The sequence below is a fragment of the Paenibacillus sp. J22FR83 genome (assembly GCF_059691955.1).
In genome coordinates, this window is sequence record NZ_JCAUAM010000009.1 from 72,388 (window position 1) to 97,806 (window position 25,419).

At 47.6% G+C, this 25,419-nt stretch carries 29 protein-coding genes; 24 read left to right on the forward strand and 5 right to left on the reverse strand.

Annotation, left to right across the window (positions count from 1 at the left end; translation table 11 throughout):
- Positions 1–71 precede the first annotated feature (71 nt).
- Positions 72–389 carry a pyrimidine/purine nucleoside phosphorylase gene (gene ppnP / locus AC58PV_RS17370; protein WP_056609015.1) on the forward strand — a complete coding sequence of 106 codons (318 nt, stop codon included), beginning with the start codon at positions 72–74 and terminating at the stop codon, positions 387–389.
- Between the two features lie 425 nt (positions 390–814).
- On the opposite strand, the gene AC58PV_RS17375 is transcribed toward ppnP, so the two are convergent.
- Together AC58PV_RS17375 and AC58PV_RS17380 are read right to left on the reverse strand one after the other, a co-directional pair.
- Positions 815–1,462: an ImmA/IrrE family metallo-endopeptidase gene (locus AC58PV_RS17375; RefSeq protein ID WP_497433471.1), complete on the reverse strand. Its 648-nt coding sequence runs from the start codon at positions 1,460–1,462 to the stop codon at positions 815–817.
- A gap of 157 nt (positions 1,463–1,619) precedes the next feature.
- Complete coding sequence (locus AC58PV_RS17380; RefSeq protein ID WP_497433472.1) at positions 1,620–2,024, reverse strand: helix-turn-helix domain-containing protein; 405 nt, start codon at positions 2,022–2,024, stop codon at positions 1,620–1,622.
- A gap of 166 nt (positions 2,025–2,190) precedes the next feature.
- On the opposite strand from AC58PV_RS17380, the gene AC58PV_RS17385 reads away from it, so the two are divergent.
- From AC58PV_RS17385 to AC58PV_RS17470, 18 genes are all read left to right on the forward strand, one after another.
- Positions 2,191–2,616, forward strand: a complete 426-nt coding sequence (locus AC58PV_RS17385) for an ArpU family phage packaging/lysis transcriptional regulator (RefSeq protein ID WP_497433473.1) — start codon at positions 2,191–2,193, stop codon at positions 2,614–2,616.
- Positions 2,617–2,822: 206 nt separating this feature from the next.
- A complete protein-coding gene (locus tag AC58PV_RS17390; protein ID WP_497433475.1) occupies positions 2,823–3,647 on the forward strand; it encodes a minor capsid protein in 825 nt (274 codons plus the stop codon).
- A gap of 10 nt (positions 3,648–3,657) precedes the next feature.
- Positions 3,658–3,879, forward strand: coding sequence for a YqzN/YkzM domain-containing protein (locus tag AC58PV_RS17395; RefSeq protein WP_497433476.1), 222 nt, complete (start codon positions 3,658–3,660; stop codon positions 3,877–3,879).
- Positions 3,879–5,342, forward strand: a complete 1,464-nt coding sequence (locus AC58PV_RS17400; protein ID WP_497433478.1) for a phage tail sheath subtilisin-like domain-containing protein — start codon at positions 3,879–3,881, stop codon at positions 5,340–5,342. Before AC58PV_RS17395 ends, AC58PV_RS17400 begins: the two co-directional genes overlap by 1 nt.
- A gap of 13 nt (positions 5,343–5,355) precedes the next feature.
- Positions 5,356–5,766 carry a phage tail tube protein gene (locus tag AC58PV_RS17405; RefSeq protein ID WP_497433479.1) on the forward strand — a complete coding sequence of 137 codons (411 nt, stop codon included), beginning with the start codon at positions 5,356–5,358 and terminating at the stop codon, positions 5,764–5,766.
- 35 nt (positions 5,767–5,801) lie between these two features.
- Positions 5,802–6,194, forward strand: a complete 393-nt coding sequence (locus AC58PV_RS17410; protein WP_068666527.1) for a phage tail assembly chaperone — start codon at positions 5,802–5,804, stop codon at positions 6,192–6,194.
- A 23-nt stretch (positions 6,195–6,217) separates the two neighbouring features.
- Positions 6,218–6,370, forward strand: coding sequence for a hypothetical protein (locus tag AC58PV_RS17415; protein ID WP_167355906.1), 153 nt, complete (start codon positions 6,218–6,220; stop codon positions 6,368–6,370).
- 5 nt (positions 6,371–6,375) lie between these two features.
- Entirely contained in the window at positions 6,376–8,397 is a 2,022-nt protein-coding gene (locus AC58PV_RS17420) for a hypothetical protein (RefSeq protein ID WP_497433481.1), read from the forward strand.
- A 7-nt stretch (positions 8,398–8,404) separates the two neighbouring features.
- The gene (locus AC58PV_RS17425) at positions 8,405–9,037 is read left to right on the forward strand and encodes a LysM peptidoglycan-binding domain-containing protein (RefSeq protein ID WP_497433736.1); all 633 of its coding nucleotides are present in this window, start codon (positions 8,405–8,407) and stop codon (positions 9,035–9,037) included.
- Entirely contained in the window at positions 9,037–10,050 is a 1,014-nt protein-coding gene (locus tag AC58PV_RS17430; RefSeq protein ID WP_497433482.1) for an XkdQ/YqbQ family protein, read from the forward strand. Before AC58PV_RS17425 ends, AC58PV_RS17430 begins: the two co-directional genes overlap by 1 nt.
- Positions 10,037–10,426: a hypothetical protein gene (locus AC58PV_RS17435; RefSeq protein WP_497433484.1), complete on the forward strand. Its 390-nt coding sequence runs from the start codon at positions 10,037–10,039 to the stop codon at positions 10,424–10,426. Before AC58PV_RS17430 ends, AC58PV_RS17435 begins: the two co-directional genes overlap by 14 nt.
- Positions 10,427–10,906: a DUF2634 domain-containing protein gene (locus AC58PV_RS17440; protein ID WP_497433485.1), complete on the forward strand. Its 480-nt coding sequence runs from the start codon at positions 10,427–10,429 to the stop codon at positions 10,904–10,906.
- 1 nt (position 10,907) lies between these two features.
- Positions 10,908–12,017, forward strand: a complete 1,110-nt coding sequence (locus tag AC58PV_RS17445; RefSeq protein WP_497433486.1) for a baseplate J/gp47 family protein — start codon at positions 10,908–10,910, stop codon at positions 12,015–12,017.
- The gene (locus tag AC58PV_RS17450) at positions 12,014–12,580 is read left to right on the forward strand and encodes a putative phage tail protein (RefSeq protein ID WP_497433487.1); all 567 of its coding nucleotides are present in this window, start codon (positions 12,014–12,016) and stop codon (positions 12,578–12,580) included. The genes AC58PV_RS17445 and AC58PV_RS17450 overlap by 4 nt, the downstream gene beginning before the upstream one ends.
- Before the next feature lie 18 nt (positions 12,581–12,598).
- Entirely contained in the window at positions 12,599–15,871 is a 3,273-nt protein-coding gene (locus tag AC58PV_RS17455; protein WP_497433489.1) for a hypothetical protein, read from the forward strand.
- An 11-nt stretch (positions 15,872–15,882) separates the two neighbouring features.
- Positions 15,883–16,419 carry an XkdW family protein gene (locus AC58PV_RS17460; protein WP_497433490.1) on the forward strand — a complete coding sequence of 179 codons (537 nt, stop codon included), beginning with the start codon at positions 15,883–15,885 and terminating at the stop codon, positions 16,417–16,419.
- Positions 16,420–16,497: 78 nt separating this feature from the next.
- Positions 16,498–16,896: a phage holin family protein gene (locus AC58PV_RS17465; RefSeq protein ID WP_497433491.1), complete on the forward strand. Its 399-nt coding sequence runs from the start codon at positions 16,498–16,500 to the stop codon at positions 16,894–16,896.
- Positions 16,893–17,480, forward strand: a complete 588-nt coding sequence (locus AC58PV_RS17470; protein WP_497433492.1) for a glycoside hydrolase family 73 protein — start codon at positions 16,893–16,895, stop codon at positions 17,478–17,480. Before AC58PV_RS17465 ends, AC58PV_RS17470 begins: the two co-directional genes overlap by 4 nt.
- 65 nt (positions 17,481–17,545) lie before the next feature.
- Here the strand turns inward: AC58PV_RS17470 and AC58PV_RS17475 are convergent, their stop codons facing one another.
- Entirely contained in the window at positions 17,546–18,832 is a 1,287-nt protein-coding gene (locus AC58PV_RS17475; RefSeq protein WP_497433494.1) for an NAD(P)-binding domain-containing protein, read from the reverse strand.
- Positions 18,833–18,956: 124 nt separating this feature from the next.
- On the opposite strand from AC58PV_RS17475, the gene AC58PV_RS17480 reads away from it, so the two are divergent.
- The 4 genes from AC58PV_RS17480 to AC58PV_RS17495 all read left to right on the forward strand — a co-directional run bounded on the left by AC58PV_RS17480 (position 18,957) and on the right by AC58PV_RS17495 (position 22,187).
- Positions 18,957–20,312: a glucose-6-phosphate isomerase gene (locus AC58PV_RS17480; protein ID WP_497433495.1), complete on the forward strand. Its 1,356-nt coding sequence runs from the start codon at positions 18,957–18,959 to the stop codon at positions 20,310–20,312.
- A 165-nt stretch (positions 20,313–20,477) separates the two neighbouring features.
- Positions 20,478–21,119 (forward strand): YigZ family protein, encoded by a 642-nt coding sequence (locus tag AC58PV_RS17485; RefSeq protein WP_497433496.1) that lies wholly within the window; start codon positions 20,478–20,480, stop codon positions 21,117–21,119.
- 58 nt (positions 21,120–21,177) lie between these two features.
- Entirely contained in the window at positions 21,178–21,834 is a 657-nt protein-coding gene (locus AC58PV_RS17490) for a TetR/AcrR family transcriptional regulator (RefSeq protein WP_497433497.1), read from the forward strand.
- Positions 21,835–21,962: 128 nt separating this feature from the next.
- Entirely contained in the window at positions 21,963–22,187 is a 225-nt protein-coding gene (locus tag AC58PV_RS17495; protein ID WP_314798492.1) for a DUF1128 domain-containing protein, read from the forward strand.
- 541 nt (positions 22,188–22,728) lie between these two features.
- On the opposite strand, the gene AC58PV_RS17500 is transcribed toward AC58PV_RS17495, so the two are convergent.
- A complete protein-coding gene (locus AC58PV_RS17500; protein ID WP_497433499.1) occupies positions 22,729–23,058 on the reverse strand; it encodes a hypothetical protein in 330 nt (109 codons plus the stop codon).
- A gap of 12 nt (positions 23,059–23,070) precedes the next feature.
- On the reverse strand, positions 23,071–23,580 hold the full coding sequence (locus AC58PV_RS17505; RefSeq protein WP_497433500.1) for a GNAT family N-acetyltransferase: 510 nt from the start codon (positions 23,578–23,580) through the stop codon (positions 23,071–23,073).
- A 226-nt stretch (positions 23,581–23,806) separates the two neighbouring features.
- Here AC58PV_RS17505 and AC58PV_RS17510 point away from each other — a divergent pair, with 226 nt between their 5' ends.
- Positions 23,807–25,357 carry an FAD-dependent oxidoreductase gene (locus tag AC58PV_RS17510; RefSeq protein WP_497433501.1) on the forward strand — a complete coding sequence of 517 codons (1,551 nt, stop codon included), beginning with the start codon at positions 23,807–23,809 and terminating at the stop codon, positions 25,355–25,357.
- Positions 25,358–25,419 lie beyond the last annotated feature (62 nt).

Consider the following 25,419-nt stretch of genomic DNA (forward strand, 5'->3'; position numbering starts at 1 on the left):
GCAGGGGCTCAGTTAAGTCTGGGCCTCGGTTTGCACTTATTTATAGCATTCTAGAGGAGGAACTATTCATCATGTCAAGCTTTGAAAATGTAACCGTACTTACGAAAGCTAATGTTTATTTCGATGGAAAAGTAACAAGCCGCACTGTGCAATTCGCAGACGGCACGAAGAAAACACTAGGCATTCTGCTTCCAGGTGAATATGAATTCGGAACAGATGTGAAAGAAATCATGGAAATCCAAGCTGGTGAGCTGAACGTATTGCTTCCAGGCAGCACAGAGTGGATTACAATCAGCGGCCAAGGTGAGTTCACCGTGCCAGCTAACGCGAAATTCAAGCTCGAAGTGAAAACCGTGAGCGACTATATCTGTTCGTATATCGCTGAGTAATTACGCGGCGAATGTTTTAAAGCGAATAACCATACATCGGAATTGAACGATATGTTCAATGGATGTATGGTTTTTTTCATTTGAATGACCAGCTGTAGTAGGAGCGGATCTCCATCTGCAGCACCTCTTCGATGTCGGTCATGCGAATCCATAATTGCTGAATCGATGAGTGATCCCGGAGAAGCAGCTGGTGTCGTTGCTTGATTCTAGACAGGCTGATTCCGATGGAAGCAGGCCGCGCAGGATTGACGACGAGATCCTCCATGAGCACGGTGATACCAGCATCTAACTCGAGGATTTCCTCGGCATGCAGCTGCTGGAAAGGAGCACGAATCGGTATGTACAGGGTGGACTTGCTAAAGTCTAGCTCGTTAGGGCGAAAACGCAGCGCCAGGAGTAGGGGGTGTATGTGTTCTTCATGAAAGTCATAGAAGACGGCTAGCTTGACGATCGGCCATTCCTCCCCTGCGCTTTAATTGTTCTAGCTTGTTCATAATGGCGCGGGTAGCATCGGACCAGTTGGCCGAATCGTACGTCCTCACTTGGCTCTGTGAGAATTGTTGGTATTCATGATCCAGGATTCCTTGCAGGACGCGCCGCTGGATTTGTTCAATCCGTTCATTAGCAAGTCGATAACTCACCTGAAATTCATCAGAAAGAAAAGCGACCATTTCATTCTTATGTTCAGGCAGAGACAGTTTCTTCAGCATGGACATAGGAATAGCCGCGTAGAGCTGAAACGCAGAAGCATCCTGCTCTTGCCAATCGACATAACGATCCGGCATTACCATCTGATTGCCAGAATGGCGAAGCACATGACATAGCTCATGGAGGAAGTCCTCCCATTGTTCTTTGACGGATAGGCGGCGGTCAACATTGATGCTGAATAGGCCATTTTTCTCGATAGCCATGCTGTTCATATCCATCGTATACACCCAAATATGCAGTTTGGCAGCCAAGTTCGTCATAGTGAGTTGAGCTGGGGATGTGATGCTATGTTGTTGATATAAGTCTTCTACCCACTGTTCAAGGGGAGTTGCTTGGTAATGAGTGAACAGGTTGATACACCTCATCCTGGGAATGTATGTTCGTTTATTATCTGAAAAGAAAAGCCCGCAAGGGCTTAGCTTAAATATCAGAATTCATAAGTTTTACTTCATAATTATGCTGAATTTCCAGATAAACGCTCCTGTCCTTCAAAGGACGGCATAGCCGTTTATTTTGCATGAATTACTGCTGGCTGTCAGGTGTTCGGTTCTGCTGCTGCTCCTTGATAAAGTTCCAGAAACGAAGCATCTCGTCGCGGCGCTCTTTGGGAGCATTCTTGAAATCTTTAAAAAATAAGCTCACATCAGGATCATCGACTTCGTCCGGACCGTCTCCCGATAAGCCATCAAGTGACTCCTCTTCTGTTGGAGCGAATCCAGCAAGCAGCAGAAGCTCGTCCTTCTCAGCAATACGAAGCGCATCTGCTAAGGCGATAACCGTTTCCCGCGAGGGGCTGAAGCGGTTATTCTCTATGGAGTTAATAAATGAATAACTAACACCGGATCGTTCGCCGAGCTCTCTGAGGGAATACTTGTTCATCTTTCGCAGATCCCGGATTCGGATGCCGAATTGCACCATATCTTTCATCGTTTGATCACCTGTTTCTATTGTAAATGCGGAGCGGTACAAAAAACAAGAGGAGATCGCTAAAAAGTTTTGATTTTCAAAACTTTTTGTGTTGAAATTTTAAACGAGAGGGCGTATGATTTGTTTAGAATTTCAAAACGACATATTTTAGGAGATGGTCCAAAGGATGGTAGAACGTATGTTGCATATAGAGCAAGAACAGAATGATCGCCGGGCAACGCGCAAAAGGGTAGAAGGTGTGCTTGAAGCCGTGCGCATGTATCGTTCAATGGGAGGCTTGCGGGCAGGTAAACGAGCCATTGCGATTAGCAATGAAAGAGATAAAGTTGCGGAGGACGGTGCCCCTTACGAAGTTGGATCAGATGAACACCTGCGCAGTATATGTGATGAAGTGGAGCAGGCCATGTCCCGTCTAGACGAGCAAGAGCAAGACATTATCAGGGAACGGTATTTAAAAAAAGAGAAGACGTTCGACTTTCTGCTGTTTCATGAGCTTAATTTGAGCGAACGTACCTATCGTCGGATGAAAGCGCGAGCGATTGAGAAGCTTGCCTACATGCTGCAGCTAGAAGTGAAGATAGGGGAGAGTTGACCGAAAGTTGGCCGACTGTTGGCAGTTCGTTTTCAGAAGGGCGTGGTAAGATCGTTGTGTAGCCAAGCAAGGAAGGTGATGCCGCCAAGAAGATGCACAAGAAACCGTTCCGGCGGTGGAGTAAGGAGTGAAGATATGTTTTGAAAAGAAAAAAATGTTTTGAATTTCAAAACAAAATAAAGCCGGAAAGGAGGTGAGAGAATGGAATGATGAATTTGGCACATGAATTAGCCTTATATCTCCAGTCAGAAGCAGCAGGGACGCTTGGAGCTGACCTCTTCATTGACGACGTGCCACCAACACCCGATGAAGCAATATGGTTGAACCATACAGGCGGAAGTGCAGAGTTCAAATGGGATGCGCCGGATAATTGGCGCAAGCTAAGCTTGCAAGCTAGAAGTACAACTTCTACTGGAGCACATGAGCGAATATGGAGCGTCATTACGAAGCTTCTAGAGCCAGATGATGGGGTCATCGAGGTCGCAGGCAAATTGTACACCGTACAAATTACGGCACTGCCGGCACTGCAAGACAAGGATGCGACAGGCCGATATCTCATGAAGTCCAGTATGATCATTCGGCAAATTCAGTTGGTTGAGGAGTCGTGGTTAGAGGCAATTTCGCAACTTACAGAATCAGTACTTGGGGCGTCTTGGCGGGTATATCGTGGATTCAATGGTACATGTCGACCGGCTGTATCGTGGCAATGTACAAGCTTACAGAGCGCATCCTCTTCCCAAAGTACTACGAAGGTCACCAAACAATACGTTGGGCAAATTGCTGCAAAGTCAGCAAGTGACTATCAACTAGCTGCTCAAATGTTAGTGGTAGGGTTGGCCGAGCAGGTGAAATTGCCTATTGATGATGCGAATGGCAGATGGTTAACCGTAGTTAACTCGAATGTGGCAATGCGTTCAGGAGATCTATCTACAGGTTTGTTAACCGTTCATGTAACAGGTGTAGTTACGGCTCCACAAGGTAGTCTCCCGCTGATAGCAGCGGTGCATACGGAAACACAAATTCATAACTGAGGTGATGGAGTTGAAACAGGGTACAAGTCTTACTAAAGGTCAAGCAGAAGTAGAGGCAGTTGAAGCTGTTGGTTATACAAAGGAAGAGCTGTTAAGCCATTCCCAGCAGCTATTCGGTTGTCCACCGGAAGTGCTCATTGGAGCCTTGCACGGGAACACGGAAACGGTATTCACGATTTCTGAGATGAAACAATTCATTCAAAACTTTTTACAAAGGAAGGTGCAGGAATAATGGCAGGTGGAACATGGAGTGGGACGGATCGTCCGGTATTGCCGGGATTTTATATGAATTTTGAGGCGGCTGCGCTAAGTGCGATTGAACCGGGGAGCCAAGGGACAGTTATCATCCCTGTGAAAGCAAACTGGGGAACAGTCCGGAAGTTTGTGGAAATTACAAGTGAACAGAGTATTTATGACGTGTTCAGTGCGGATCAATCCGGTGCAGCGACAGCTCCGGCTGTGTTGAAACTGGCTTTGATGGGCAAGCCGAAGAAAGTGCTAGCTTATCGAATCGCGGATGCAACGGCGGCGAAAGCGAGTGTTACGTTGAAAGATTCTGCTTCAGCGAATGTGTTGAAGCTTGATGCGAAGTACGAAGGAACACGAGGGAATAATTTCTCTGTTACCGTACAAACCAATGCCATAGATAGCGCGAAGAAGGATCTTAAGTTGCTGGAAGGCACGTCAGTTCTGAAAACATTTACTTTCTCGGGCACTACGGTTCAAGCTGCTGCTGATGCCATTAATCAAGATGTTAGCAATCTATGGTTGACGGCGACCGTGATTGCTCCTGGTAACGGCACGTTGGCCGCCGTTGCAGGCAGCGCCCTTACGGGAGGTAACTCGGGTGTAAGCGGCATTGCCGCAACCGATTATGTGAACGCCTTGAGTGCAATGGAAACGCAGGATTTCCATGTCTTGGCCCTGGACGGCATTTCGGATGCTAGCATCCAAGCTTCGGTCGTCGCTTGGACCACACGATTGCGGAGTGAAGGCAAAGGGATTGTCACCGTGCTCGGCGGTTCATCTGCTGACGATGTGGCGGCAGATGCCATTAGCAGAGCTACGGCGAGAAGTGCAACCTATAATCACGAAGCGATCGTGAATGTTGGAACAGGTGCTATTGTAGCGGGTACGAGCTACAGCTCGGCTTATATTTCTGCTTATGTGGCAGGCCTCATCGCGGGTCAAAAGCTGAATGAATCGACGACCTATGCGGCATCGCCATTCAGTGATGTAACGCGCCGTGCTACACGCAGCGAGCAAGAAAGTGCCGTCAAGAATGGCGTGTTCCTATTCGTTCACGACGGTCAGAAGGTGAAGGCGCTACGCGGCATGAACGCACTAATCTCTTTGCGCCCAGGGCAGAGCGCGGCGTGGAAGAAGATTCGGACGATTCGCGTCATGGACGCGATTAATAACGATCTGCTGCGCACGGCGGAAGACAGCTATATCGGGAAAGTGAACAATACGGAAGAGGGGCGACTCGCGCTTGTAGAAGCTGCTAAGCAATACATGCAGACACTGGCACAAGCAGGCGTTATTGATGCCCAGGGATTCAATGTATATCTGAACCCTGCCTATTATGGTCAAGGATCCGTACTTACACCTGCCCCAGATCAAGTGTATATTAAGTGGGAAGCACAATTGACGGACGTTATGGAACAAATTTTCGGAACATTTATCGTAAATTAAGGGAGGCATACTGATGAGTTTAGATGCGAGTAGAGTTATTTTAGGAACATATGGCAGTGTATTTATTGCGGGTGAATGGCAAACCAATTTTAACCATTTGGAAGCCAATGTTGAAATTCAGAAGAAAGAGCTTAACCTGGCTGGTGACCCATGGGTTCGCCATAAGAAAGGTGCCATGAAGGGTACCGGCACGCTCAGCGGTTTCAAAGTCACAAGCGATATGATTGCTCGCGGATTCAATAAATTTAGCCTTGTTTCCAAATTAGGCGATCCGGATTCTTATGGTTTCGAACGTATTACGTTGAATAACGTCATGTTGGACAAGCTTCAGTTAGCGAACTGGACGGCTGGCGAGGAAGTGAAGGAAGAAGTATCCTTCACGTTCGAAGGCTACACATTGAATGACCCGATTAAGGCGAATTAATCCAATCTTAACCATTTTGAAGGAGGACATACCTGATGTTGACTGATGAACAAATTTTACAAAAGCTGCTTGAAGCGGATCAATTACCAGAAAAGACGTTAACCCTTTCCCGGGTTGGCGTCCCCATTATTCTGCGCGGTTTGACTGGCAAACAGGTGTTTGCGCTGCGTGAGCGTTGTACCGAAAGATCGGATCGCCGAGGTGTCCAAACCGATCGGCTCGACGAAGAGCAATTCAACGTCGCGCTCATTGCCGCCGCCACTGTCTCACCCAATTGGGGGGATTCCCGGTTGCTGACGAAGTATCAGGCAAGCTCTGGCGAGGAAGTGATCAAGCGAATTCTGCTAGCTGGCGAGCTGTCGGCGCTGGGGGATGAAGTACTCGATCTGAGCGGGTTCAACAAGTCGCTAGATGAAGTAAAAAACTAATTGCCTCCGGGGGGCTCCCGGCGATGCTCCATGCCATATGGACGCGTCATCATCTGCGCCCCGGAGTATTCTGGAAGCTGCCTCGCGGGGAGCAGCTATTCCTGCTGGCCAGCTTGGAACTTGAGCTGGAGCAGGAACAGGCGCTGCAGCGAGAGCGTGAACGCGCAAGGAGGTGAGAGCCATGAGTGACATGGCGATGGCAGGCAATTTAGCCAGAGTAGCAGCTGCGCAAGATGGATTGCGAAGAGCTGTGGATCGAACGGGGTCAGCTGCACAGCGCTTGTCGGGTTTATTCGACAAAGCTATTGAAGCTGGCGCAAGGCTGAGTCAGGTGACAGCTAGACCGACAATTGCTGTGCGGGATTATTTTTCTTTTGTCATTGACCGGCTGCTGCTGCAGCTGGCGGATCTGGGGCACACGAAGGTGGAAGTGAAACTGATCATCAACGATCAGGTGATTGGCGCAGCCAAACAGCTGCGACAGTTGTTGACTGGGCTTGGCGGGACTTTATCCGTCGGCATTCAGGGTGGGGGATCGGCAGGAGCGAGCGCATCTGCTTCAGCTTCTGTGTCAATGATCACTGTGAAACCAGCACCAGAGAAGAAAAGTCCGATCGATGTTTGGATTGATCGCCTAGTGAGAATAGGTGAGGCACTAAAGCTGTTTGGTGAAGCTTTTAAAGCATTTGGTGATGGATTCAAAGGTATTCGTGATGGACTTCAAGGGATAGGTGAGGCATTCAAAGGATTTGGTGCAGGCATAGGTGAGGGTATTAAAAGCATCGGTGCAGGCATAGGGGATGGACTCAAAAATATCGGCGCAGGAATTGGCAGTATAGGCGACGGAATCAAAGGAATCGGTGCTGGAATTGGCAGCATAGGTGATGGATTCAAAGGGATCGGCGCGGGAATTGGCAGTATAGGCGACGGAATCAAAGGAATCGGTGCAGGAATTGGCAGCGTAGGTGATGGATTTAAAGGAATCGGTGCTGGAATTGGCAGCATAGGCGATGGATTCAAAGGAATCGGTGCAGGAATTGGTAGCATCGGTGATGGAATTAAAAATATTGGTGCAGGCATCGGAGATGGACTCAAAAATATAGGCGATGGATTTAGTAGTATTGGCGCTGGAATCGGCAGCATCGGTGAAGGAATCAAAGGAATCGGTGCGGGACTAAGTAGCATAGGTGAAGGAATCAAGGGGATTGGCGATGGCGTTAAGAGTTTCGGCGAAGGAATCAAAGCCGTAGGCGCTGGTGTTAAAAGCTTCGTTGAGGGGCTCAAGTCCGTCGCACAAAGCTTGAAAGAGACCTTTAAATCTATGGTAGAAGGCTTCAAATCGATCGCAAGCAGCGTTAAATCCATGGTTGAAAGTATAAAATCTTTGCAAGGGTTATCCTCGGGAAAAGGTAATCGCGAAGGGAACAGTAAGACATGCTGCTGTGATGCGAATACGAAGACGAAGTCTAGTGCAGGCACGAAAACGAAGTCCAGGACGGGGACGGTAACCAACATGCAAACCGATAGCACAACACAACCCGTAGGTAACAGGAGGACGAGACCAAGTGCTGCTGACCTTACGTCAGATGACAGAAATTCAGGGAGAGTCGCTGCAGAGGGACAACCCGACGGACATCCACCGACTTCCTCGAGGGGACGATTAGGCAAATTGCTCAAAGGCGGCTCCAAGCTTCTGAAAGGAGCGGGCCGAGTGGCAGCACCACTCGGTATTGGTATGGCAGCCCTAGATGTGATTACATCTGAGAACAAAGCGGGAGCAGCGATTCAAGCAGGTGCAGGTGCGGGTGGCGCTGCGCTCGGTGCTGCGCTGGGGTCAGCCATTTTGCCGGGATTAGGAACGGTTGCTGGCGGGATGATCGGCGGTTGGCTCGGGGATAAAGCAGGCGCATTTATTGCGAATAAATGGTTTTCGGGGAAGACTTCCAAAACATCACTTGTGCCTGAGGGGCGAGAGTCGGTGGCCTCTGATGTAGCTCAAGCCGTTTCTGCGGTGAATGCTGCGAAATCGCAAACGGCCCCTCCGAACAAGTATGACATCAAAGTGGATGGCGTAGCGGTGCATTTTCCGAAAGAAGAGGTCGACAAGGACAAGCTTGCGCTCACGATCGGGCATCAAATTGTATCCAACATGCAAGCTGCCATGCAAAACCGCTTAGTGAATGGGGGCGGCGCGATTGGCTGATGAGTCTATGGATTTTACGCTGGAAGATCCGAGTGGCCTAAGATTGCACTTCCCCGTGAATCCGACAGAAGTGAACATTCGCCGGGATAAAAGTTTTGAGACCATCACGATTATTCAAGGCGGTGAGCTGGACGTGCCACAAGGTGTGAAGGTGAAGGAAATTGCCTTCTCTTCCTTTTTCCCATCCCAATATGATGCTAGCTACTGTAAATACAAACCTCTGCCGAACCCGCAAACAGCCATGAATCAGCTGAACACTTGGATGGAACAGCGTGAACCGCTTCGCCTCATTATTACGGGGACGGATGTGAATGTGCTTGTCATGTTGTCGGCTCATAATAGCAGCTTCAAAGGCGGTGAGCCAGGGGATGTGTACTTTGATGTGACCTTTCGTACTTGGCGGGACTACAAAGTGAGGACGTTAGCGGAACGCAGTGGTGCTTCGAGTGGAGAGGCACGACCTGACATTAAGCCTGTATCGGCTACGTACACAGTCAAATCAGGTGATTCTCTATGGGCGATTGCAAAAATGAATCTTGGTTCCGGCAGTCGTTGGCGGGAAATTTATGAAGTAAATCGGTCATTAATCGGCGATAATCCCGATGTAATCCAAGTTGGACAAGAGTTGGTGATGCCCTGATGGCGAGTTGGCCTAGCGGATCTTATGATATTTGGCTGGATGAGCAATATGCTTTGCGGGATTTGATTTATGAAATGACGCTGGAAGAATCGCTCGATGAAATTTCCTATCGGGCACAAGCGACGATTGTGGTGACGTCGGAGTTTCCAGGGATGAAGCCAGGACAAGCTGTTCGTGTGATCGGCACTCCTTTTGGCGGGACAGAGCAAGTAGATTTGCTGCATCCAGCTGTTATATGGCAGTGCGAGAACAGTTATGAACGCATGGATCGGTTAACGGTGACGATGTATGATCGCACGATTTATTTGGCCAAATCAGAGGATGAGTACGTGTTTCCGAGCGGAATGACGGCGAATGAGCGCCTACGTAGGTATGCGGAAGATTGGAATATTCAACTAAGTAATTTGCCTAACACAGGTGTCAAGCTTGCGAAGGCGATGTTCCGTTCGGAGACAATCTACGCCATGATCATGAAGGACCTTAAGGAAACAGCCAAGAAAGGCGGCCCGATGTATCGTCCACGCATGACAAGTGGCGGGTTGGAGCTTGTGGAAATTGGCAGTAATGCAACCGTGTGGTCATTGGAGCCGAGTGAGAATGTGATGAACGTGATGCAGAAAAGAACGCTCGAAGGAGCCGTTACCAAGGTGAAGGTGCTCGGTACCAAAGCAGCAGGGGATGATGCAGCAGCACAGGTATTGGCGGTTGAGGAGGGGGATTCGGCTGAACTAGGCACGCTGCAAAAAATCGTCCAAGACAGCAGCTTTCAATCCGTTTCCGAAGCCAAAGAGGTTGCGCATGCGATGCTCACGGGTGTCCAAGAGACGATTAGCGTCACCTCGATAGACATTAACACGATACGTGCAGGGGATAAAGTAGATTTGGCGGGCAGCGGGATGGCGCTTATTGCGATGTCGGTCCGGCATGAGTTAGGTGATCCTGGCAAAATGGTGCTGGAACTAGGCAGTCCCGAACTCGTTAGAAGGAGGTATTACATGAATGAATCCGTATAACAAATTGGCTTCGCTTTTGGACAATCGGATGTCCGGGTACGCCGCTTCCGCGGTTTCCGGTTTACCCGCTGAACTCGGTACGATGACGGCCAGAGGGTTGAAGTTGGATCGTTTTAAACATGAAATTGCTGATTATTATGTGGCCGATTGGATGGCTAAGCTTCATCTGCCTAGCTTCTCGCTTACTGGTACGGTTTCGGGACTGAATAGCGGGGGTGTTCCGGTGGCGGGGCAGGGTACGTTTGCTTTTACAGAGTCGGGTGTTGAGGATGTGCGGATGGAGTTTCAGCATGGTTTGAAGCCCGGGGACCGTGTGCTCGCGATTCCGATCGATGACGGCAATGATGCCGTGATTCTGTGCAAGGTGGTGAAATAGATGCCGAATTTATTTCCATTAGTGGGGGCGAATGCTGGGGTAGGTTTAGGGGCAGGAACAGAGGCACTTTTGGCTGGGGGCAAAAGAGGGACGATCCCGTTCGGACGCAGTCCGAAGTTTGACCATTCCGTAGGGGAGTTCGTAACGACGCCAACGGGCAAAATCGCGGAAAGCGAGGGCACCGATGCATGGCTCGAATGGTGCCAGAAAGCGCTGCGTTCACGGCGGTACACACATTTGGTATATTCCCCGGCCTATGGCCAGGAGTACGATGATTTAATTGCCCGGCATTTGTCTCGTCAGGCGAATGAGATGGAGATTTTACGTATGACGACGGAGACCTTGAAGGTCGACCCGCGTACAGCGGATGTTCGCCATTTTACATTTGCGTGGGGAAAAGATCAGTGCTCGTTTCAATGCGAAATTGTGAACGTGCGAGGCGAGCAGAAGAACCTAAAAGGAAGTGTGGTGATCAATTAATATGGCAAGTTTACCTGATTATTTGGTTGAACAGACGGAGGAAGCGATTCGGAGCCGGATGTTAGGCAGTTTGCCTTCCGATTTGGACAAGTCAGAAGGTTCCTATATCTGGGATGCATTGGCCCCGGCTTCGATTGAGTTGGCGCTTGCGGCGTTGCAGTCGCAGGAGGTTTTGCGGAGAGGATTCGCGGGAACGACCTTTGGGTCCTACTTAGACTTGCGCTGCGCGGAACGCGGGATTACTCGCAAAGATGCGGTGAAAGCTGCCGGTCAAGTGAAGTTTACAGGCGTGGTGGGGACAGTCATCCCTCAAGGAACGCGTATGGGTACATTGGCCGATTCCGTTCAAGGGACATCGTCTGTGATATTTGAGACCGTGGATGCGGCAGTTGTAGATAGCACAGGATTCGCGATGGTGGCGGTATCGGCAGTTGAAGGTGGTACGAAAGGCAATGTGCCAAGCGGGGCAGTTAGCCTTTTGATAACGCCGATTGTAGGCATAACGAACGTGATGAATACAGCGCCAATGACAAGTGGAGCGGACGTAGAAAAAGATGATTCGCTGCTCAATCGCTATTACGCCAAAGTTCGCTCCCCTGGAACAAGTGGGAATAAAGCCGACTATCTGAACTGGGCGCTCGATGTGGCTGGTGTAGGTGCGGCGCAGGTGCTGCCGTTATGGCAGGGTGCTGGTACAGTCAAGGTTGTCATCATCGGCACGGATAAAAGGAGTGCTCCTGCTCCCATCGTCACCGCTGTGCAGCAGTACATTTACCCTACGCCACCTTTGGTCGGCAAAGCTCCGATTGGAGCGACCGTAACCGTCGTGGCGGCTGCGGAAGTCGCGATTGGCATTCAGGCCGTGCTTACATTGAACGGAACAAGAACATTGACGCAGGTGAAAAATGATTTCACCGTGGCCGTTCGCGCCTATTTATCCGAACTGGCGTTCTCGAGTGATCCGGCGGTCCGCTATGTGCGCATCGGCTCCTTGTTGCTCGACACGCCTGGCGTGCAGGATTATGCGAACTTGCAGATCAATGGCGGCAGTTCCAACATCACGATCAACGTTGGGCAAGTTGCTGTTGCAGGGGTGGTGTCACTCGTATGACCCAAGTGACTTCACCAAGTGGCAAGCGCATGTTGGGCTCTTTGCCTGAATACTACGAGACATCGCGTGTGATGGGCGCTATTTTACAGGCCCAAGGGGCTGAGCTTGATCAATTGCGTGTCTCCTTGGAGGAGACATTGGGGCAATTTTTCGTGGGCTCCGCGACGTGGGGGCTGGACGCGTGGGAGGCCGAGCTCGGCATCGCGCCAGTGCCAGGCAAGCCCGACGATCAGCGTCGGTCGGTGATCAACGCCAAGCTGCGCGGCGTCGGAACCGTCACCGTGGACTTGATCCAAAGCGTGGCCGAGGCCTACGACCGCGGTGCGGTAGAGGTTACGCAGCAGCCGGCTGCGTACCAGTTCACGGTAAGGTTTGTGGATACGTTGGGGACGCCGCCGAATTTGAATGATTTGAAGGCTGCTATAGAAGAAATCAAGCCAGCTCACTTACAGGTGATCTATAAGTACAAATATTTCTTACTCAGCCAGCTGCATCAAACTATGACTATTAATGAAATTCAAACGAGGAAATTGACCGATTTCGCGCCATTCATCCCCGTTTAAAAATGGAGGGAAACACATATGTCCAGTACGACAACGAACGTAGGACTGTATAAGAAAAATCCGTCAACAGACGGCAATGATACATTCGATATTAACACCATGTTGAATGATAACTGGGATAAGATTGATGCGCAGCTAGGTTCGCAAGTTGGAGTTAGCCCACCTCCAACGGCTGTAAATTTGGTTAATGGGATCCAGGTTGTTAATGTTCCACAGAGCTCGCCGTTGAACAACTTGAATATCAAGGGGCGGACGTTGGTTAATTTGTTGGGGCGGGATGGGAATTGTGAGGATGTGAGTAAGTGGTCGTCAATAACTGCAACAACTTCGTTAGATACTACTAACAAAACACTCGGAAATAGCGCTATAAAAGTGACGGTTACTTCAACGGGGGCCGCAGTTCTTTACTACGGCCCTAAAGTCATGACAGCATTAAAGTATTACATTGGTTTATTGGATATAAAGAATGGAAATGCTTCCACAGGAGTCAGGGCGACATTCAATGGATTAGGTGTAACGTCTTATGTTACGGATGCAACTAAATTCACAACATTGATTATAAAAGTCAATCCGTCTGATGGAAATGCGAACATAGAAGTACATATTACCGGTACTACTGGACAGTATGCCTATGTTGATGCGATTCGTATTTATGAAGTTACAGCGGCAGAATATGCAGCAATAACCGTAGGCGTGGCGACAGCTGCACAGATTGCTAAATACCCATACGTAGATGATGTAAAGCATGTTAATGCACCTTATGTGATTAAGTATGGGGAAAACTTATTGCCTACGTTCAATGAAGCGATACTGCACGCAAATGCCGTAATTGTTGAGCCTTACAAGTTAGCCCTTTCCGCTACAGCAAACAGTCAACTTAGTTATGTAGACATACCCGCCATAGTAGGACAGCAATACACGTTGTCTGTAACACATAACGGAAAAATTGCGGTTGACTTTGTAGACGCTAGTGGCGGGGTTCTATTGGGCGGTACAGGTTGGATAACGGGGGCTTCGGTTACGTTTACCGCTGTAAGTCTTACAGATAGACTAAGAGTATACTTTAGTAATGACACATTTGGTGCAGGAACGTACACATTCTCTAACCCTATGTTAAACCTTGGAACAACAGCCAAACCATTCAAACCACGCAACGATGATATACTTGCGTTCCCTGACGTACAATTGGCATCTAGCGTGGATGGTACTGTCTACGATACGCTGTTTAAACGTGACGGTAAATACTTTGTTGAAAAGCGATTCAAGGACGTAATACTAGATGGAAGTTTAACATGGTCGTTGTTGGATGCTTCAACTGGGACAAAGCGTATTCAACTTTCAATTACGGGCATAGTAAATGTTCTCGCCGCTGTAAAGTATGACGGAAAGATTTTAAAAGGCGGTGTAGACACATTCTCCGTAAGTGACGCTTATGCTTACGACAGTACAAGACTACTTTTATCTATTCCGTCCACCGATTCGGGTTGGGGCGATTCATACACACCTACAGCACAAGAGATACAAGCGTATTTCTATGGTTGGGTTATGTCAGACGTATCAGGTAATAAATACACATCAGGAACAAAATACTGGAATGCCGCATACAACGGCGTAGGAACATCAGCCGCATTTCCTACAGGTAAGCTAGTTGTTTCAGGTACGTCTATTACGGCAACAGTACCGACGACGCCAAGTACTTACGGTTGGACGCCTTATAAACTAACGTATCAACTAGCTACACCGACATTCGAGGAAATCCAAGTAGACGCGGGTATGTCTTTACATGAGGGATTGAATCAGATTGAAGTGGGACAAGGTGTTATTGTTCGGGAGAAGGTTACGCCGCAGAGTAACGGTGTTACTGGCTATGCGTTAAATAACACGACCTTCCCTCTTTGCCAATTTAAAAATAGAGAAAGTCGTATGATTGCGGTATATCGAAACGGTCTAATAGACAAAAAGTGGTCTATTTTATCAGGTTCACCCGCATATGGAAACGAGAGATTGCTATGCTTTTACGCTGATTACGACCCAACAGCAACTTACGAAGTCTCTTACATTGCCTTAGATCAGCATCAGTTAACATCTTCAAATACTAACGTAATATTCGATGTAGCAAGCAATTTGAAGACGGTTGTAGATTCTTTGTCTCAGACACAAGCAGATCATGAGTCCCGTATCAGCGCCACAGAGCAACTTTCAAGACGTATCTACAACGTCCCTGAAAAGACTACAACTGCAATGACGTTATACGTAGACGGGACAAACGGGGCAGATAATAATGATGGAAGTGCAGTAAACCCATTTAAGACGATTGGGCGGGCGCTTAACAGCATCCCGAAAGACACCGACCACAATAACAAAATTTTTATAGCAGACGGGACATATAATGAAGACTTGTTTATCAATGGTTTTATGGGCGGCGGCGAAATACGTTTGATAGGTAATTCATCGTCAATAACCAATGTTAAAGTGAATAGCATCCAAGCAATGAGGAATACAGCCTACATTAATTTGTCATACTTGCAAGTAATCGGTGAAACCTCAATCGGTGTCGGCGCATTATGGGTATACGGTTGCACGAATATTGTAATTGCTTTTGTCACTACAACTAATGTGGGTCAATATGGGCTGAATATCATGAGGTGTTTCGCAACAGTTAATAATTGTACATTCTCTAATAAAACCGTAGGCGGTTTATTCGTACAAAATGCGACCATTATTAGCCAAGACAACGGTGGGACTGGAAATGCTGTAGGCATTTATTCGACTATAGGGGCGTATGTAGGAAAATCGGGAACACAACCTAGCGGTACGACTCTAGAACATGCAAACCAAGGTGGAGCCATTTCAAGCGGAGTTCTTAACCCTTGGGGAGACAATACACAAGCTAGCAGAAGTAGAATATCATCAGCAAGCAATACTACACAAAATATTTCAGCGGCAATCGCAACAAAAGTTCTTTTTCAGTCCGTAGCACCTGATAATTTAACAGAATTTGCTTCTAGTAAATTCACGGCCAAAAGTGCAGGATCTTATGATGTGAAAGGAGTTCTATCTTTTGCTTCGGGTATTACAACATCTGTAACATACACTATTGCAGCCTATAAGAATGGCGTAGCATATCGTTTTATTCATGCTAATAATGGCACTACAAATGCGACATCAGTTATTCCCTATGCAACCACAATTGATTTATCAGCGGGGGAATATGTAGAGGTATACTTAACAACATCGTCGTCTACAGTTCTAGGTGTAGGTTCAACTTTAGAAATCACTAGAATCGCATAGGAGGAAACCACATGAACATAGCACAAGCAATCATGCATCTATACCCACAATCCATACCCATGACCGACTTCATCGTCCAAGACGATTCAGACGGCAACGGCCCGTACATCGCACAATGGAACATGGAGGATCCCCAGCCAACGTTAGATGACCTTCAATCTGCATGGGACGCAATGCAACCGACGCCAGCTCAAGTATTGAATGACGCTAGGACCGCTCAAATCAACTCTCTCAATGTAGCATGCAACGAATCAATTCTCAAAGGATTCACATCTGACGCCCTCGGCACAGATAACGCATATGATTTTGCTTACTATGACCAGATTAATCTAGATAGCACACTAAATGCAGTCTCAGCGGGAATCCATCCGGATAAAATCATATGGAAAGCTTCAGGTGTGCCACTACCTCATACGTTCGAACAATTCAAGAAGCTGTACGCCGATGGGCTCGCCCATAAAAACGCGAACATCAGCAAGTATTGGGAGCTAAAAGATCAGGTATTATCAGCGAGCAGTGCTGAAGATATCTCATCAATATCGTGGTAAAACGCAATAAAAGGTCTACCAGGAAGATAAAAATCCCGGTAGCCTCCCACCCATCCCCCCAAGAAAGGAGCAAAAAACATGAACCAAATCAGTTTTAACCTGATTACAGCCACTCTCGGAGCCATAGCAACCTACGCCTTCGGCGGGTGGAGCGAACTTATTGGTCTCTTCCTCATGGCGATACTCGTTGATTATGTCACCGGTATTGCGGCTTCGATCAAAGAGCAGCAAGGCCTCAACAGTCAAGTTGGTTATTGGGGCCTGGCGCGCAAAGGACTTATGCTGCTTGTTATTATGCTGGCTCATCGCATGGATATTCTCTTGGATACAGACCTCATGATGACAGGCGCAATTTATTTTTACTTGGCCAATGAGTTTATCTCGATTACTGAAAATTATGGACGTTTAGGTTTGCCTCTTCCCACCTTTTTGAAGCAAATGATTCAAGTCTTACGAAGCAAGGGGGAAGGGTTATGAGTAAGGGGACTTTTATTGAGCAAATTGCACCTGTCGCACAAGCGAACAGGTTAGCCTATGGTATTTTAGCTAGTGTGACGATAGCACAGGCTATTCTGGAAAGCGGTTGGGGCCAACATGCCCCGGGCAATAATTTGTTTGGGATCAAAGGAAGCGGGCAACTGCAAGCAACCCAGGAATTCATTAATGGCAAGTGGCTGCAAATTGTAGATGGGTTCTGCGTATACGAAAGCTGGAGCGACAGTATACGCGATCATGCTATCCTACTTGCGAACAATCCAAGATACGCCATGATCGTGAATGAACAAGACTACCGAAAAGCGAGTCGAGGGCTTCAGCAAGCAGGATATGCGACGGATCCCAACTATGCGGACAAGCTAATTCGTATTATAGAGGGGAGTGATCTGACACGTTTTGACTATATTGAAGAAGAAAGGGAGTATGTAATGAGTTCAGATGATGCGAATAAAATGATTAACTTTTTATCTGCTGCTTGGATGAGTACGGAGGATGCCGAAGCGAGGGAAGAGTTCCATCGGCTAGCCAACGAGCTCCGAAAAGCATCAGGGCAGACACCAACGTAATAAACAAAGAACACCGCCACTTCCATTTCAGGAAAGAACGGTGTTCTATTTATTATTCGTATGCTCTATACCGCACTCGCAATATGCTCCTCAATATACTGCTCCAACTTGATCCGTACGTACGGCGGCAAGCCTGACAGCATACAACCGTATCGGAAGCTGCGCCCTTCAGTCACGATGCGAATGACACGACCCGTGATCGGAGGTAGTCCAGCTTCCTGTGGGAAGTGGATGACGACGAACATATCTGGCGCAAGCAGCACATCGGTTGTGATCTGAAGTCCGCTTTCGGATAAATCGAAGAGAGTTCCGTCTATATTTTGCCCGGAGAATGAACCTTCTTGTTCCCATTGATAAATGGACAGCTTCAAATTAATATTCAGCTGCACACGCGTATTCTTGCGACGTTCGCGACCGGAGAGCGGAGAAGCGGCTTTCACCTGTTCCGTAACAGCGGGCTCACTAGGCTTAACAACTTCTTGCCCCATCCATTCCTCGTAACACTTAATGACTGCGCTTAGATCTTCTTCACCTAAGCCTTTGCTCTGACCGATCTGGAACAGATTAGTCGCAGATTGCAGCATCGGTGTCGGTAATTGAAACTTCCCTGTAATCTCTTGGGCAAGCAGCAAATCCTTCAACATCAGCTTCAATGAGAATTGATTGCTGAAATCGCGATCGAGAATTTTGTCGCCTTTGAGCTCGACTTGCTTGCTATTGGCTCCGCCTGAGCGGACGATTTCTAAGAATTGACCTGGATGAATGCCAGCTTTCGTTGCGATAGATAAGCCTTCGGCAAGTCCTGCAAGGTTAATGCCCACCATTGTGTTGTGAGCGAGCTTCGCATAGGATCCTGAACCGCTTGGTCCTAGGTAAAGTGCTTTGCTGCCGAGTACGTGGAACAATTCTTGCTGCTCCTCGAATACTTCTCGACTGCCGCCAACCATGAATGTCAGCGTACCGGCCTCAGCAGCAGGCTTCGTACCTGTAACGGGCGCGTCGAGGAAGTCGACGAAATGCGCTGCAAGCTCTTCCGCGAGCTTTTGACTTGTTTGAGGAGATACGGTGCTGGTGTCAATAATAGTGAGTGCCGGATGAATTCCGCTCAGAATACCTTGCTCACTGTAAAATGTTTCGAGAAGCGCAGCATCGTTGCTGAGCATCGTAAATAGGACATCTGAGTTGCGAGCGACTTCCGCAGGCGTGAGGCCGACCTCAGCCCCCAGTCGCCCAAGCTCGTCCGCTTTGCCAGCAGTACGATTATACACAGTTACCATAAAACCTTTTTGAATAAGGTTAGCAGCCATGGGCTTACCCATTGTGCCAAGTCCAATAAAGCCGATACGTTTCATGTCCTCACCTCTGACTTCATTTTAGCATGGGAATTAATACCTGTGAATTCCTTTCTCGCTTGCTTTTGGACAAGCAAATAAGTATGCTAGGAAAAGGTGAAAAATAGAGATGGAGGCGAACCTAGTGAGTAAAAAACTACAATTTGATTACAGCAAAGCATTATCCTTTTTATCCCAGCACGAGGTCGATTATTTGTCGGCTCAAGTGGAGCTAGCTCATGACCAGCTTCATAACAAAACAGGTGCAGGCTCTGACTATCTAGGATGGGTCGATCTTCCTGAGAACTACAATCGTGAAGAGTTTGCCCGCATTCAAGCTTCCGCGAAACAAATTCAATCGGACTCCGACGTACTGATCGTGATCGGTATTGGCGGTTCCTATCTAGGCGCACGCGCTGCACTAGAAATGTTGTCTCATTCTTTTTATAATATTTTGCCAAAAGATAAACGTAAAACGCCTGAGATTTATTTTGTAGGAAATAATATCTCTTCGACATATGTCACACACTTGCTTCAATTAATTGAAGGCAAAGATTTCTCCGTGAACGTCATCTCCAAATCCGGTACAACAACGGAGCCTGCGATTGCTTTCCGTATTTTCCGTGAATTATTGGAGAAGAAGTACGGTAAAGAAGCCGCTCGCAAACGCATCTACGCAACAACGGATCAAGAGAAGGGCGCGCTCAAGACTTTGGCAACAGCTGAAGGATACGAGAGTTTCGTTATTCCGGATGATGTTGGTGGACGTTATTCCGTGCTAACAGCGGTTGGATTACTTCCAATTGCGACAGCGGGTATTGACGTTGAAGCGATCATGAAAGGTGCGGCAGACGCGCAACAAGAGTTCTCGAATCCGAAACTTAGCGAAAACCAAGCCTACCAATATGCAGCTGTTCGTAACTCCTTGTATCGTAAAGGCAAAACCATTGAAATCCTTGTCAACTATGAGCCATCCCTGCACTTCGTTTCGGAGTGGTGGAAGCAATTGTTCGGCGAGAGCGAAGGGAAGGACTACAAAGGGATTTATCCTGCTTCTGTCGACTTCTCAACGGATCTTCATTCCATGGGACAATTCGTTCAAGATGGCAACCGCATTTTGTTCGAAACCGTTATCCAAGTTGACCAAGTGGCTGATCATATCACGATCGGTACAGATGCAGATGACCTGGATGGGTTGAACTTCCTAAGCGGCAAAACGATGGACTTCGTAAACAAGAAAGCTTTCGAAGGTACAATGCTTGCTCACACAGACGGTCAAGTACCGAATCTAATCGTGACATTGCCGGATATGACGCCTTACACGTTCGGATATATGGTCTATTTCTTTGAAAAAGCTTGCGGCATCAGCGGCTACTTGATGGGTGTAAATCCATTCGATCAACCGGGTGTTGAAGCGTACAAAAAGAACATGTTTGCCCTATTAGGCAAGCCTGGTTACGAGAAAGAAAAAGCGGAACTAGAAGCTCGTTTGCAAAAGTAATTGAACTTGAAAACGAAAAGCGATCAATCCTATCGGATAGGTCGTTTTTTTGCACCTTTTTTTCCATTATTTATGTGGTAAATTTTCTTTCTATATTGTCGAAGTACTACGTTGTGTGTAGAATATAGTGAAACAGTTGTTTCCTTCTACCGAGAAAGGTTGGCTATGCTAGCACATTATCGCACAATCCATGCCTATGGTTCGTCTGAGATTATCATCAAGAAGTCACGTTTCATCGGTCATGCTAAACCCGTAGAGTCAGAAGAAGAAGCAATCCAGTTTATTGAGGCGATCAAGAAGGAACACAGAGCGGCGACGCATAATTGCAGTGCGTACATCATTGGCGAGCGGGATCAAATCCAGAAGCAATCCGATGATGGAGAACCCAGCGGTACCGCAGGGAAGCCGATTCTGGAAGTGATGAAGCATCAAGGGCTCAAGAATACCGTTGTCGTAGTTACTCGTTATTTTGGTGGCATCATGTTAGGGGCTGGTGGTCTTATACGCGCTTATGCGGATGGGGCTGTAGCAGGCATCGAAGCAGGAAAGCCGATTTATAAAGTAAATCATCAGCTCGTGCTGATTGAAGTCGATTATACATGGTATGGCAAGCTGGAAAATGAACTGAGAAATCAAGGAATGCTGCTAGGGGAGATAGGATTTACGGACAAGGTTACCGTACCTTGTTATCCATTAGCGGCTAATGCGGAAGCATTCATGAATTGGGCAACGGATGTTACGCAAGGTCAAAGTTTGATCGTCGCGGGTGAGAACGAATACATTGTTCACGAGAGCTTGCCTGAATAGGCAGGCTCCCCGTAGACCCAACAAATTTCATATGAGCTGAGGATGCGGAGGGATAGGAATGGCTAGGAAAGCAGTCGCGCAAGAGCTTAGCAGAGAACGAATTCTTACAGAGGCGCGGGAATTATTCGCTACTTTCGGCTATCGCGCTTTAACGATGCGAAGCATTGCTAAAGCAATGGGGTACAGTCATGGTGCGTTATATTACCATTTTAATGAGAAAGCTGAATTATTTTATGCACTAATTAAAGACGATTTTGCCTCATTGCTGCAACGTCAGCGGGAAATGATTGTTCGTGAGCATGGGTTTAGCGTGAATTTGCTTCAGAAGTTAATGATGGAATTCGTTTGGTTTGGTCTGAGTAACCCGAATCATTACGAAATGATGTTTATGATTAACGAGCCAGAACTACAACAGTACTCACGTACCGAACAAGCGCAGTGCTTGGACATGTTTGCCATTGTGATTCGTGAAGTGATGGTAGATCAACCAGGAGCTGAGAGCCGGAAGTTTACGCTTCCATGGAATTTGTTTATGTCTTTACATGGCTTTATCTCCTATTGTATTCAGTTTAATCTATCCTACGAGGATGCACGTAAATTAGCTGATGAGCATATTCGCCTTATCTGTGTTAGTTTGGATGTCGATTCAGCTGAATTGCAACGTCCGCTGGTCAAAATGGTTGGACCGAATACACTTAAATCAATCGTGATCTAGTAGAAAAAAGGAAGCGAGACGCTCAGTCTGTGCTTCCTTTTTGTGTTTTGGGTCAAACTGTATTTTACATTACCCCCTCTGTGCATTAAAATGATGACAAGATACCCGAGGAAGGATGAACACATACGATGGATTTGAATACATGGTCGGAAGCGAACGTTGAGTTTATGTTTGAGGAAATTAAGAAAAAGCTGCGCATGGCAACAGGGGGTTCTATTAAAGCCTCCAATGTGAAGGAAGAAGTCTACGAGGATCTGAAAGATCTCTATGATATGGTTGCTAGCAAAGATCGTTTCAGCATTAGCGAAATTGATGCGATTACGACCGAACTTGGTAAAATTCGCAAGGCATAATAAACGAATATGCACCGATAGACAAGCCGTTGTTCTGACCATGAGTTGGAAGAGCGGCTTTTTGTTGTGGGGGCAGCACCAGGACGATCATCACCACTAACAGCCTCCCGACCAGCACTAGCACTAACACCAACATCAGCAGCAGCACCACCACTACTACTAGCAGGACTAGCAGCCCTATCACCACTAGCCCCACCCAACTCGCAATCGGACGCCAAGCTGCCTCCCCTTTTGCCCGCCTCTACCCGCTAACATTAGCGAATAACTGGATTTTATACATCTAATTCAGGCTAAATCAATCAGTTATACAAAATAACTGGATTTCCTCCCGTTAATTTCGAGTAATTCGCGCAAACAGGGTATTCTGAGCAAAATTAGCTGTAGAAAATCCAGTTAAACTCATAAAATGCTAGTTTCTTCCTGATATAGCTGTAGAAAATCCATCTAATCCATCAAACCACCTCAGCAAGAACCCAAGCAGACCCAAGCAGACTTCCAGCCACCCCACCAGACCCCCACCTTCAGCTAAATCTGCCCAAGATCAGTTTCGATCTCTCATTTGGATGGCTGCGACTAGATAGAGAACAAGCACCAACCCAAATAAATTCCAAATGCTAGGAATCGTAGCGACGGATAAATAGAGTCCGTAGGGGAGTGACCAAACAAAGGCTGCATACATCAACTTTCTACGATTAGTAAAAGAACCAATTAACCCTAGCACGGCAGGTGCAACTAGCATTGCGAGAAGAATGAGTACAGTATCCCTGCTAGTCGCTGTTTCTGAATAAGGATTCTGATAAAGGAACCAACAACAGAGCAGAAGACTGCCTAATGATGCACAAACGCCAACATAGGATATGGTCCATCTCAAAAGAAATCCCCCTTATCGAACGCGATCGAGCTCAAGTCGCCAATCGTTACATTGCATGAGATGTCCTGGCGGGTATTCAAATTCACATTCATTCCTGAGTGTAAAATGGAGCTTGCGACACACAGCATTCGATGCTGGATTGTGAACAGAAGGAAACGCATGCATCCATCGGAACTTGGCCTCTGAATTGGCATGGGAAATAGCTGCCTGCAAAGCACTGCTCGCTATCCCTCGCCCTTGAAAGCTAGGCAGCACACTCCAACCGACTTCGTAGACGTCCTCTCCTTGCCACTGGCTATCCCAGTAGCCAATGCTCCCCACGACTTCGCGATTAGGCAGCAGTACGATGCTAAACATGTGCCCCTTGCCTTTCCCGCTGATTTCCAAATACCGTTTGTGGCGAATCGCTAGTTGTTCCTTTGTTTCCGAACCCCCTAGATGTTCCATCATCTCAGGAGCATTAATGAGCCGAAGCAGTTCGAGGTTGGACTCGGACCACGGTACGATGTTTATCTGTGACATGTTCTCACCCCAAGTATAATGTTACTTACTCCTATCCACATCATATTGGAACATATGTTCCAAAGCAAGTGTTCATCCTTTCATCCTGTTCATTCAGTCATCCATTCCTCCATCTCTGCATTCCTTCATCCCTTCATCCCTTCATCCCTTCACCCATTCCCCGTACATACAATTCCCCCACCAAGGACAAAATAGGTAGAAATTTACACATGAGGAGAATGTTACATTGGCACAACATGGAGAGGCTTCCACGGCCGTTTTACCGCAATTTCCCCAGTCCTTCTGGCTCGATTCTGTCGACAAGCTCCCTCAGTTCCCCATGCTGAAGGCCGATTTGAAGACCGATGTAGTGGTCATTGGTGCAGGTATTACGGGCATCACAACTGCGTATTTACTCGCCAAACGAGGTGTTAAAGTTGTAGTTCTGAATGCAGGACCCATCCTACAAGGAACAACAGGACATACCACCGCTAAAATTACTACACAGCATGGACTTATTTATCATGAGTTTCTTTCCCATTTTGGAGAGGAGAAGACCCGGCTTTATTATGAGGCCAATCAAGAGGCGCTATTGCTCATCAAACAAACGATTCATGAGCTAGGCATCGAATGCCAGCTTACGGATGAAGACGCTTATCTCTATACGAGTGATGAAGCCTATTTGCAGCAACTTCAAGACGAATATATGGCATATGGGCAAATGGAAATTGGTGGCGATTATCTGGAATCCACCCCTCTTCCGTTCGCGACCAAAGGGGCTATTCGATTAACCGGGCAGGCTAGGTTCAATCCAGTGCCTTACTTAATCAGACTCCTTCAGGAGGTCACGAAATTAGGTGGTCAAATCTATGAAGGAACAACCGTCGTCGGTGCGACCCATGAGCAGCCATCCGTTATCACCACAAAGCAAGGTTATCGAGTCACTTGTAATCATGTGGTCACGGCCTCTCACTATCCTTTCGACGATATGAAAGGCGCTTACTTCACTCGTCTGCATGCAGAGAAGTCGTATGTCATTGCAGCACGGACGAAGAAAGCCTACCCTGGGGGAATGTACATCAACGTGGAGCAGCCAAGTCGCTCTCTGCGCGCTGTCACCATTCATGGGGAACCGGCGGTAATTATTGGAGGAGAGGGTCATAAGACCGGGCAAGGTCTATGCACGCATCTCTATTATGAAAATCTTCAGAAGTTTGGCGAGGACATGTTCGGACTCCAGGAGATATTGTATCGTTGGTCGGCTCAAGATGTGTTCACACTGGATAAAATGCCCTACATCGGCCAGCAGTTTTCCGATGCGCCTCACCTCCTCATCGCGACTGGCTTTCGCAAATGGGGAATGACGACCAGCATGGCAGCCGCGCTGCTGAATTCCAAAATCATTCTAGGGGAGAAGAGCCCCTACGAAGACGTATTCACACCGGATCGGTTCCATGCCGATCCTAGCATCCGAACATTTGTCATGCAGAATGCCAATGTCGCCAAAGAATTTGTTGCTGGCAAGTTTGACTTGGTTCATAAGCAACCAGAAGAACTGTCGCCTGATGAAGGGTCTGTCGTCAGCGTGAACGGGAAGAGAGCTGGTGCGTACAGAGAACCAAACGGCGAACTGCATATCGTTGATACGACTTGTACCCATCTGGGATGTGAAGTCGATTGGAATGATGCGGAGCGAACATGGGATTGTCCATGTCACGGTTCGAGATATTCGTTCCAAGGTGATGTCATAGAAGGACCTGCCAAAAAAGCATTGGCCAAGCTTTCGATAGAGACATGAGCGTATTTTTATTGCAAAATGGACAGCTATCCATGCGCTGTTACCCCATCAGCCATACACTG

What these genes read in the sequence shown, in the direction of transcription:
- ppnP (WP_056609015.1), top strand. Translation starts at nt 72, where the DNA reads ATGTCAAGCTTTGAAAATGTAACCGTACTTACGAAAGCTAATGTTTAT.
- AC58PV_RS17375 (WP_497433471.1), bottom strand. Translation starts at nt 1,462, where the DNA reads ATGAGGTGTATCAACCTGTTCACTCATTACCAAGCAACTCCCCTTGAA.
- AC58PV_RS17380 (WP_497433472.1), bottom strand. Translation starts at nt 2,024, where the DNA reads ATGAAAGATATGGTGCAATTCGGCATCCGAATCCGGGATCTGCGAAAG.
- AC58PV_RS17385 (WP_497433473.1), top strand. Translation starts at nt 2,191, where the DNA reads ATGGTAGAACGTATGTTGCATATAGAGCAAGAACAGAATGATCGCCGG.
- AC58PV_RS17390 (WP_497433475.1), top strand. Translation starts at nt 2,823, where the DNA reads ATGATGAATTTGGCACATGAATTAGCCTTATATCTCCAGTCAGAAGCA.
- AC58PV_RS17400 (WP_497433478.1), top strand. Translation starts at nt 3,879, where the DNA reads ATGGCAGGTGGAACATGGAGTGGGACGGATCGTCCGGTATTGCCGGGA.
- AC58PV_RS17405 (WP_497433479.1), top strand. Translation starts at nt 5,356, where the DNA reads ATGAGTTTAGATGCGAGTAGAGTTATTTTAGGAACATATGGCAGTGTA.
- AC58PV_RS17410 (WP_068666527.1), top strand. Translation starts at nt 5,802, where the DNA reads ATGTTGACTGATGAACAAATTTTACAAAAGCTGCTTGAAGCGGATCAA.
- AC58PV_RS17415 (WP_167355906.1), top strand. Translation starts at nt 6,218, where the DNA reads ATGCTCCATGCCATATGGACGCGTCATCATCTGCGCCCCGGAGTATTC.
- AC58PV_RS17420 (WP_497433481.1), top strand. Translation starts at nt 6,376, where the DNA reads ATGAGTGACATGGCGATGGCAGGCAATTTAGCCAGAGTAGCAGCTGCG.
- AC58PV_RS17425 (WP_497433736.1), top strand. Translation starts at nt 8,405, where the DNA reads ATGGATTTTACGCTGGAAGATCCGAGTGGCCTAAGATTGCACTTCCCC.
- AC58PV_RS17430 (WP_497433482.1), top strand. Translation starts at nt 9,037, where the DNA reads ATGGCGAGTTGGCCTAGCGGATCTTATGATATTTGGCTGGATGAGCAA.
- AC58PV_RS17435 (WP_497433484.1), top strand. Translation starts at nt 10,037, where the DNA reads ATGAATCCGTATAACAAATTGGCTTCGCTTTTGGACAATCGGATGTCC.
- AC58PV_RS17440 (WP_497433485.1), top strand. Translation starts at nt 10,427, where the DNA reads ATGCCGAATTTATTTCCATTAGTGGGGGCGAATGCTGGGGTAGGTTTA.
- AC58PV_RS17445 (WP_497433486.1), top strand. Translation starts at nt 10,908, where the DNA reads ATGGCAAGTTTACCTGATTATTTGGTTGAACAGACGGAGGAAGCGATT.
- AC58PV_RS17450 (WP_497433487.1), top strand. Translation starts at nt 12,014, where the DNA reads ATGACCCAAGTGACTTCACCAAGTGGCAAGCGCATGTTGGGCTCTTTG.
- AC58PV_RS17455 (WP_497433489.1), top strand. Translation starts at nt 12,599, where the DNA reads ATGTCCAGTACGACAACGAACGTAGGACTGTATAAGAAAAATCCGTCA.
- AC58PV_RS17460 (WP_497433490.1), top strand. Translation starts at nt 15,883, where the DNA reads ATGAACATAGCACAAGCAATCATGCATCTATACCCACAATCCATACCC.
- AC58PV_RS17465 (WP_497433491.1), top strand. Translation starts at nt 16,498, where the DNA reads ATGAACCAAATCAGTTTTAACCTGATTACAGCCACTCTCGGAGCCATA.
- AC58PV_RS17470 (WP_497433492.1), top strand. Translation starts at nt 16,893, where the DNA reads ATGAGTAAGGGGACTTTTATTGAGCAAATTGCACCTGTCGCACAAGCG.
- AC58PV_RS17475 (WP_497433494.1), bottom strand. Translation starts at nt 18,832, where the DNA reads ATGAAACGTATCGGCTTTATTGGACTTGGCACAATGGGTAAGCCCATG.
- AC58PV_RS17485 (WP_497433496.1), top strand. Translation starts at nt 20,478, where the DNA reads ATGCTAGCACATTATCGCACAATCCATGCCTATGGTTCGTCTGAGATT.
- AC58PV_RS17490 (WP_497433497.1), top strand. Translation starts at nt 21,178, where the DNA reads ATGGCTAGGAAAGCAGTCGCGCAAGAGCTTAGCAGAGAACGAATTCTT.
- AC58PV_RS17495 (WP_314798492.1), top strand. Translation starts at nt 21,963, where the DNA reads ATGGATTTGAATACATGGTCGGAAGCGAACGTTGAGTTTATGTTTGAG.
- AC58PV_RS17505 (WP_497433500.1), bottom strand. Translation starts at nt 23,580, where the DNA reads ATGTCACAGATAAACATCGTACCGTGGTCCGAGTCCAACCTCGAACTG.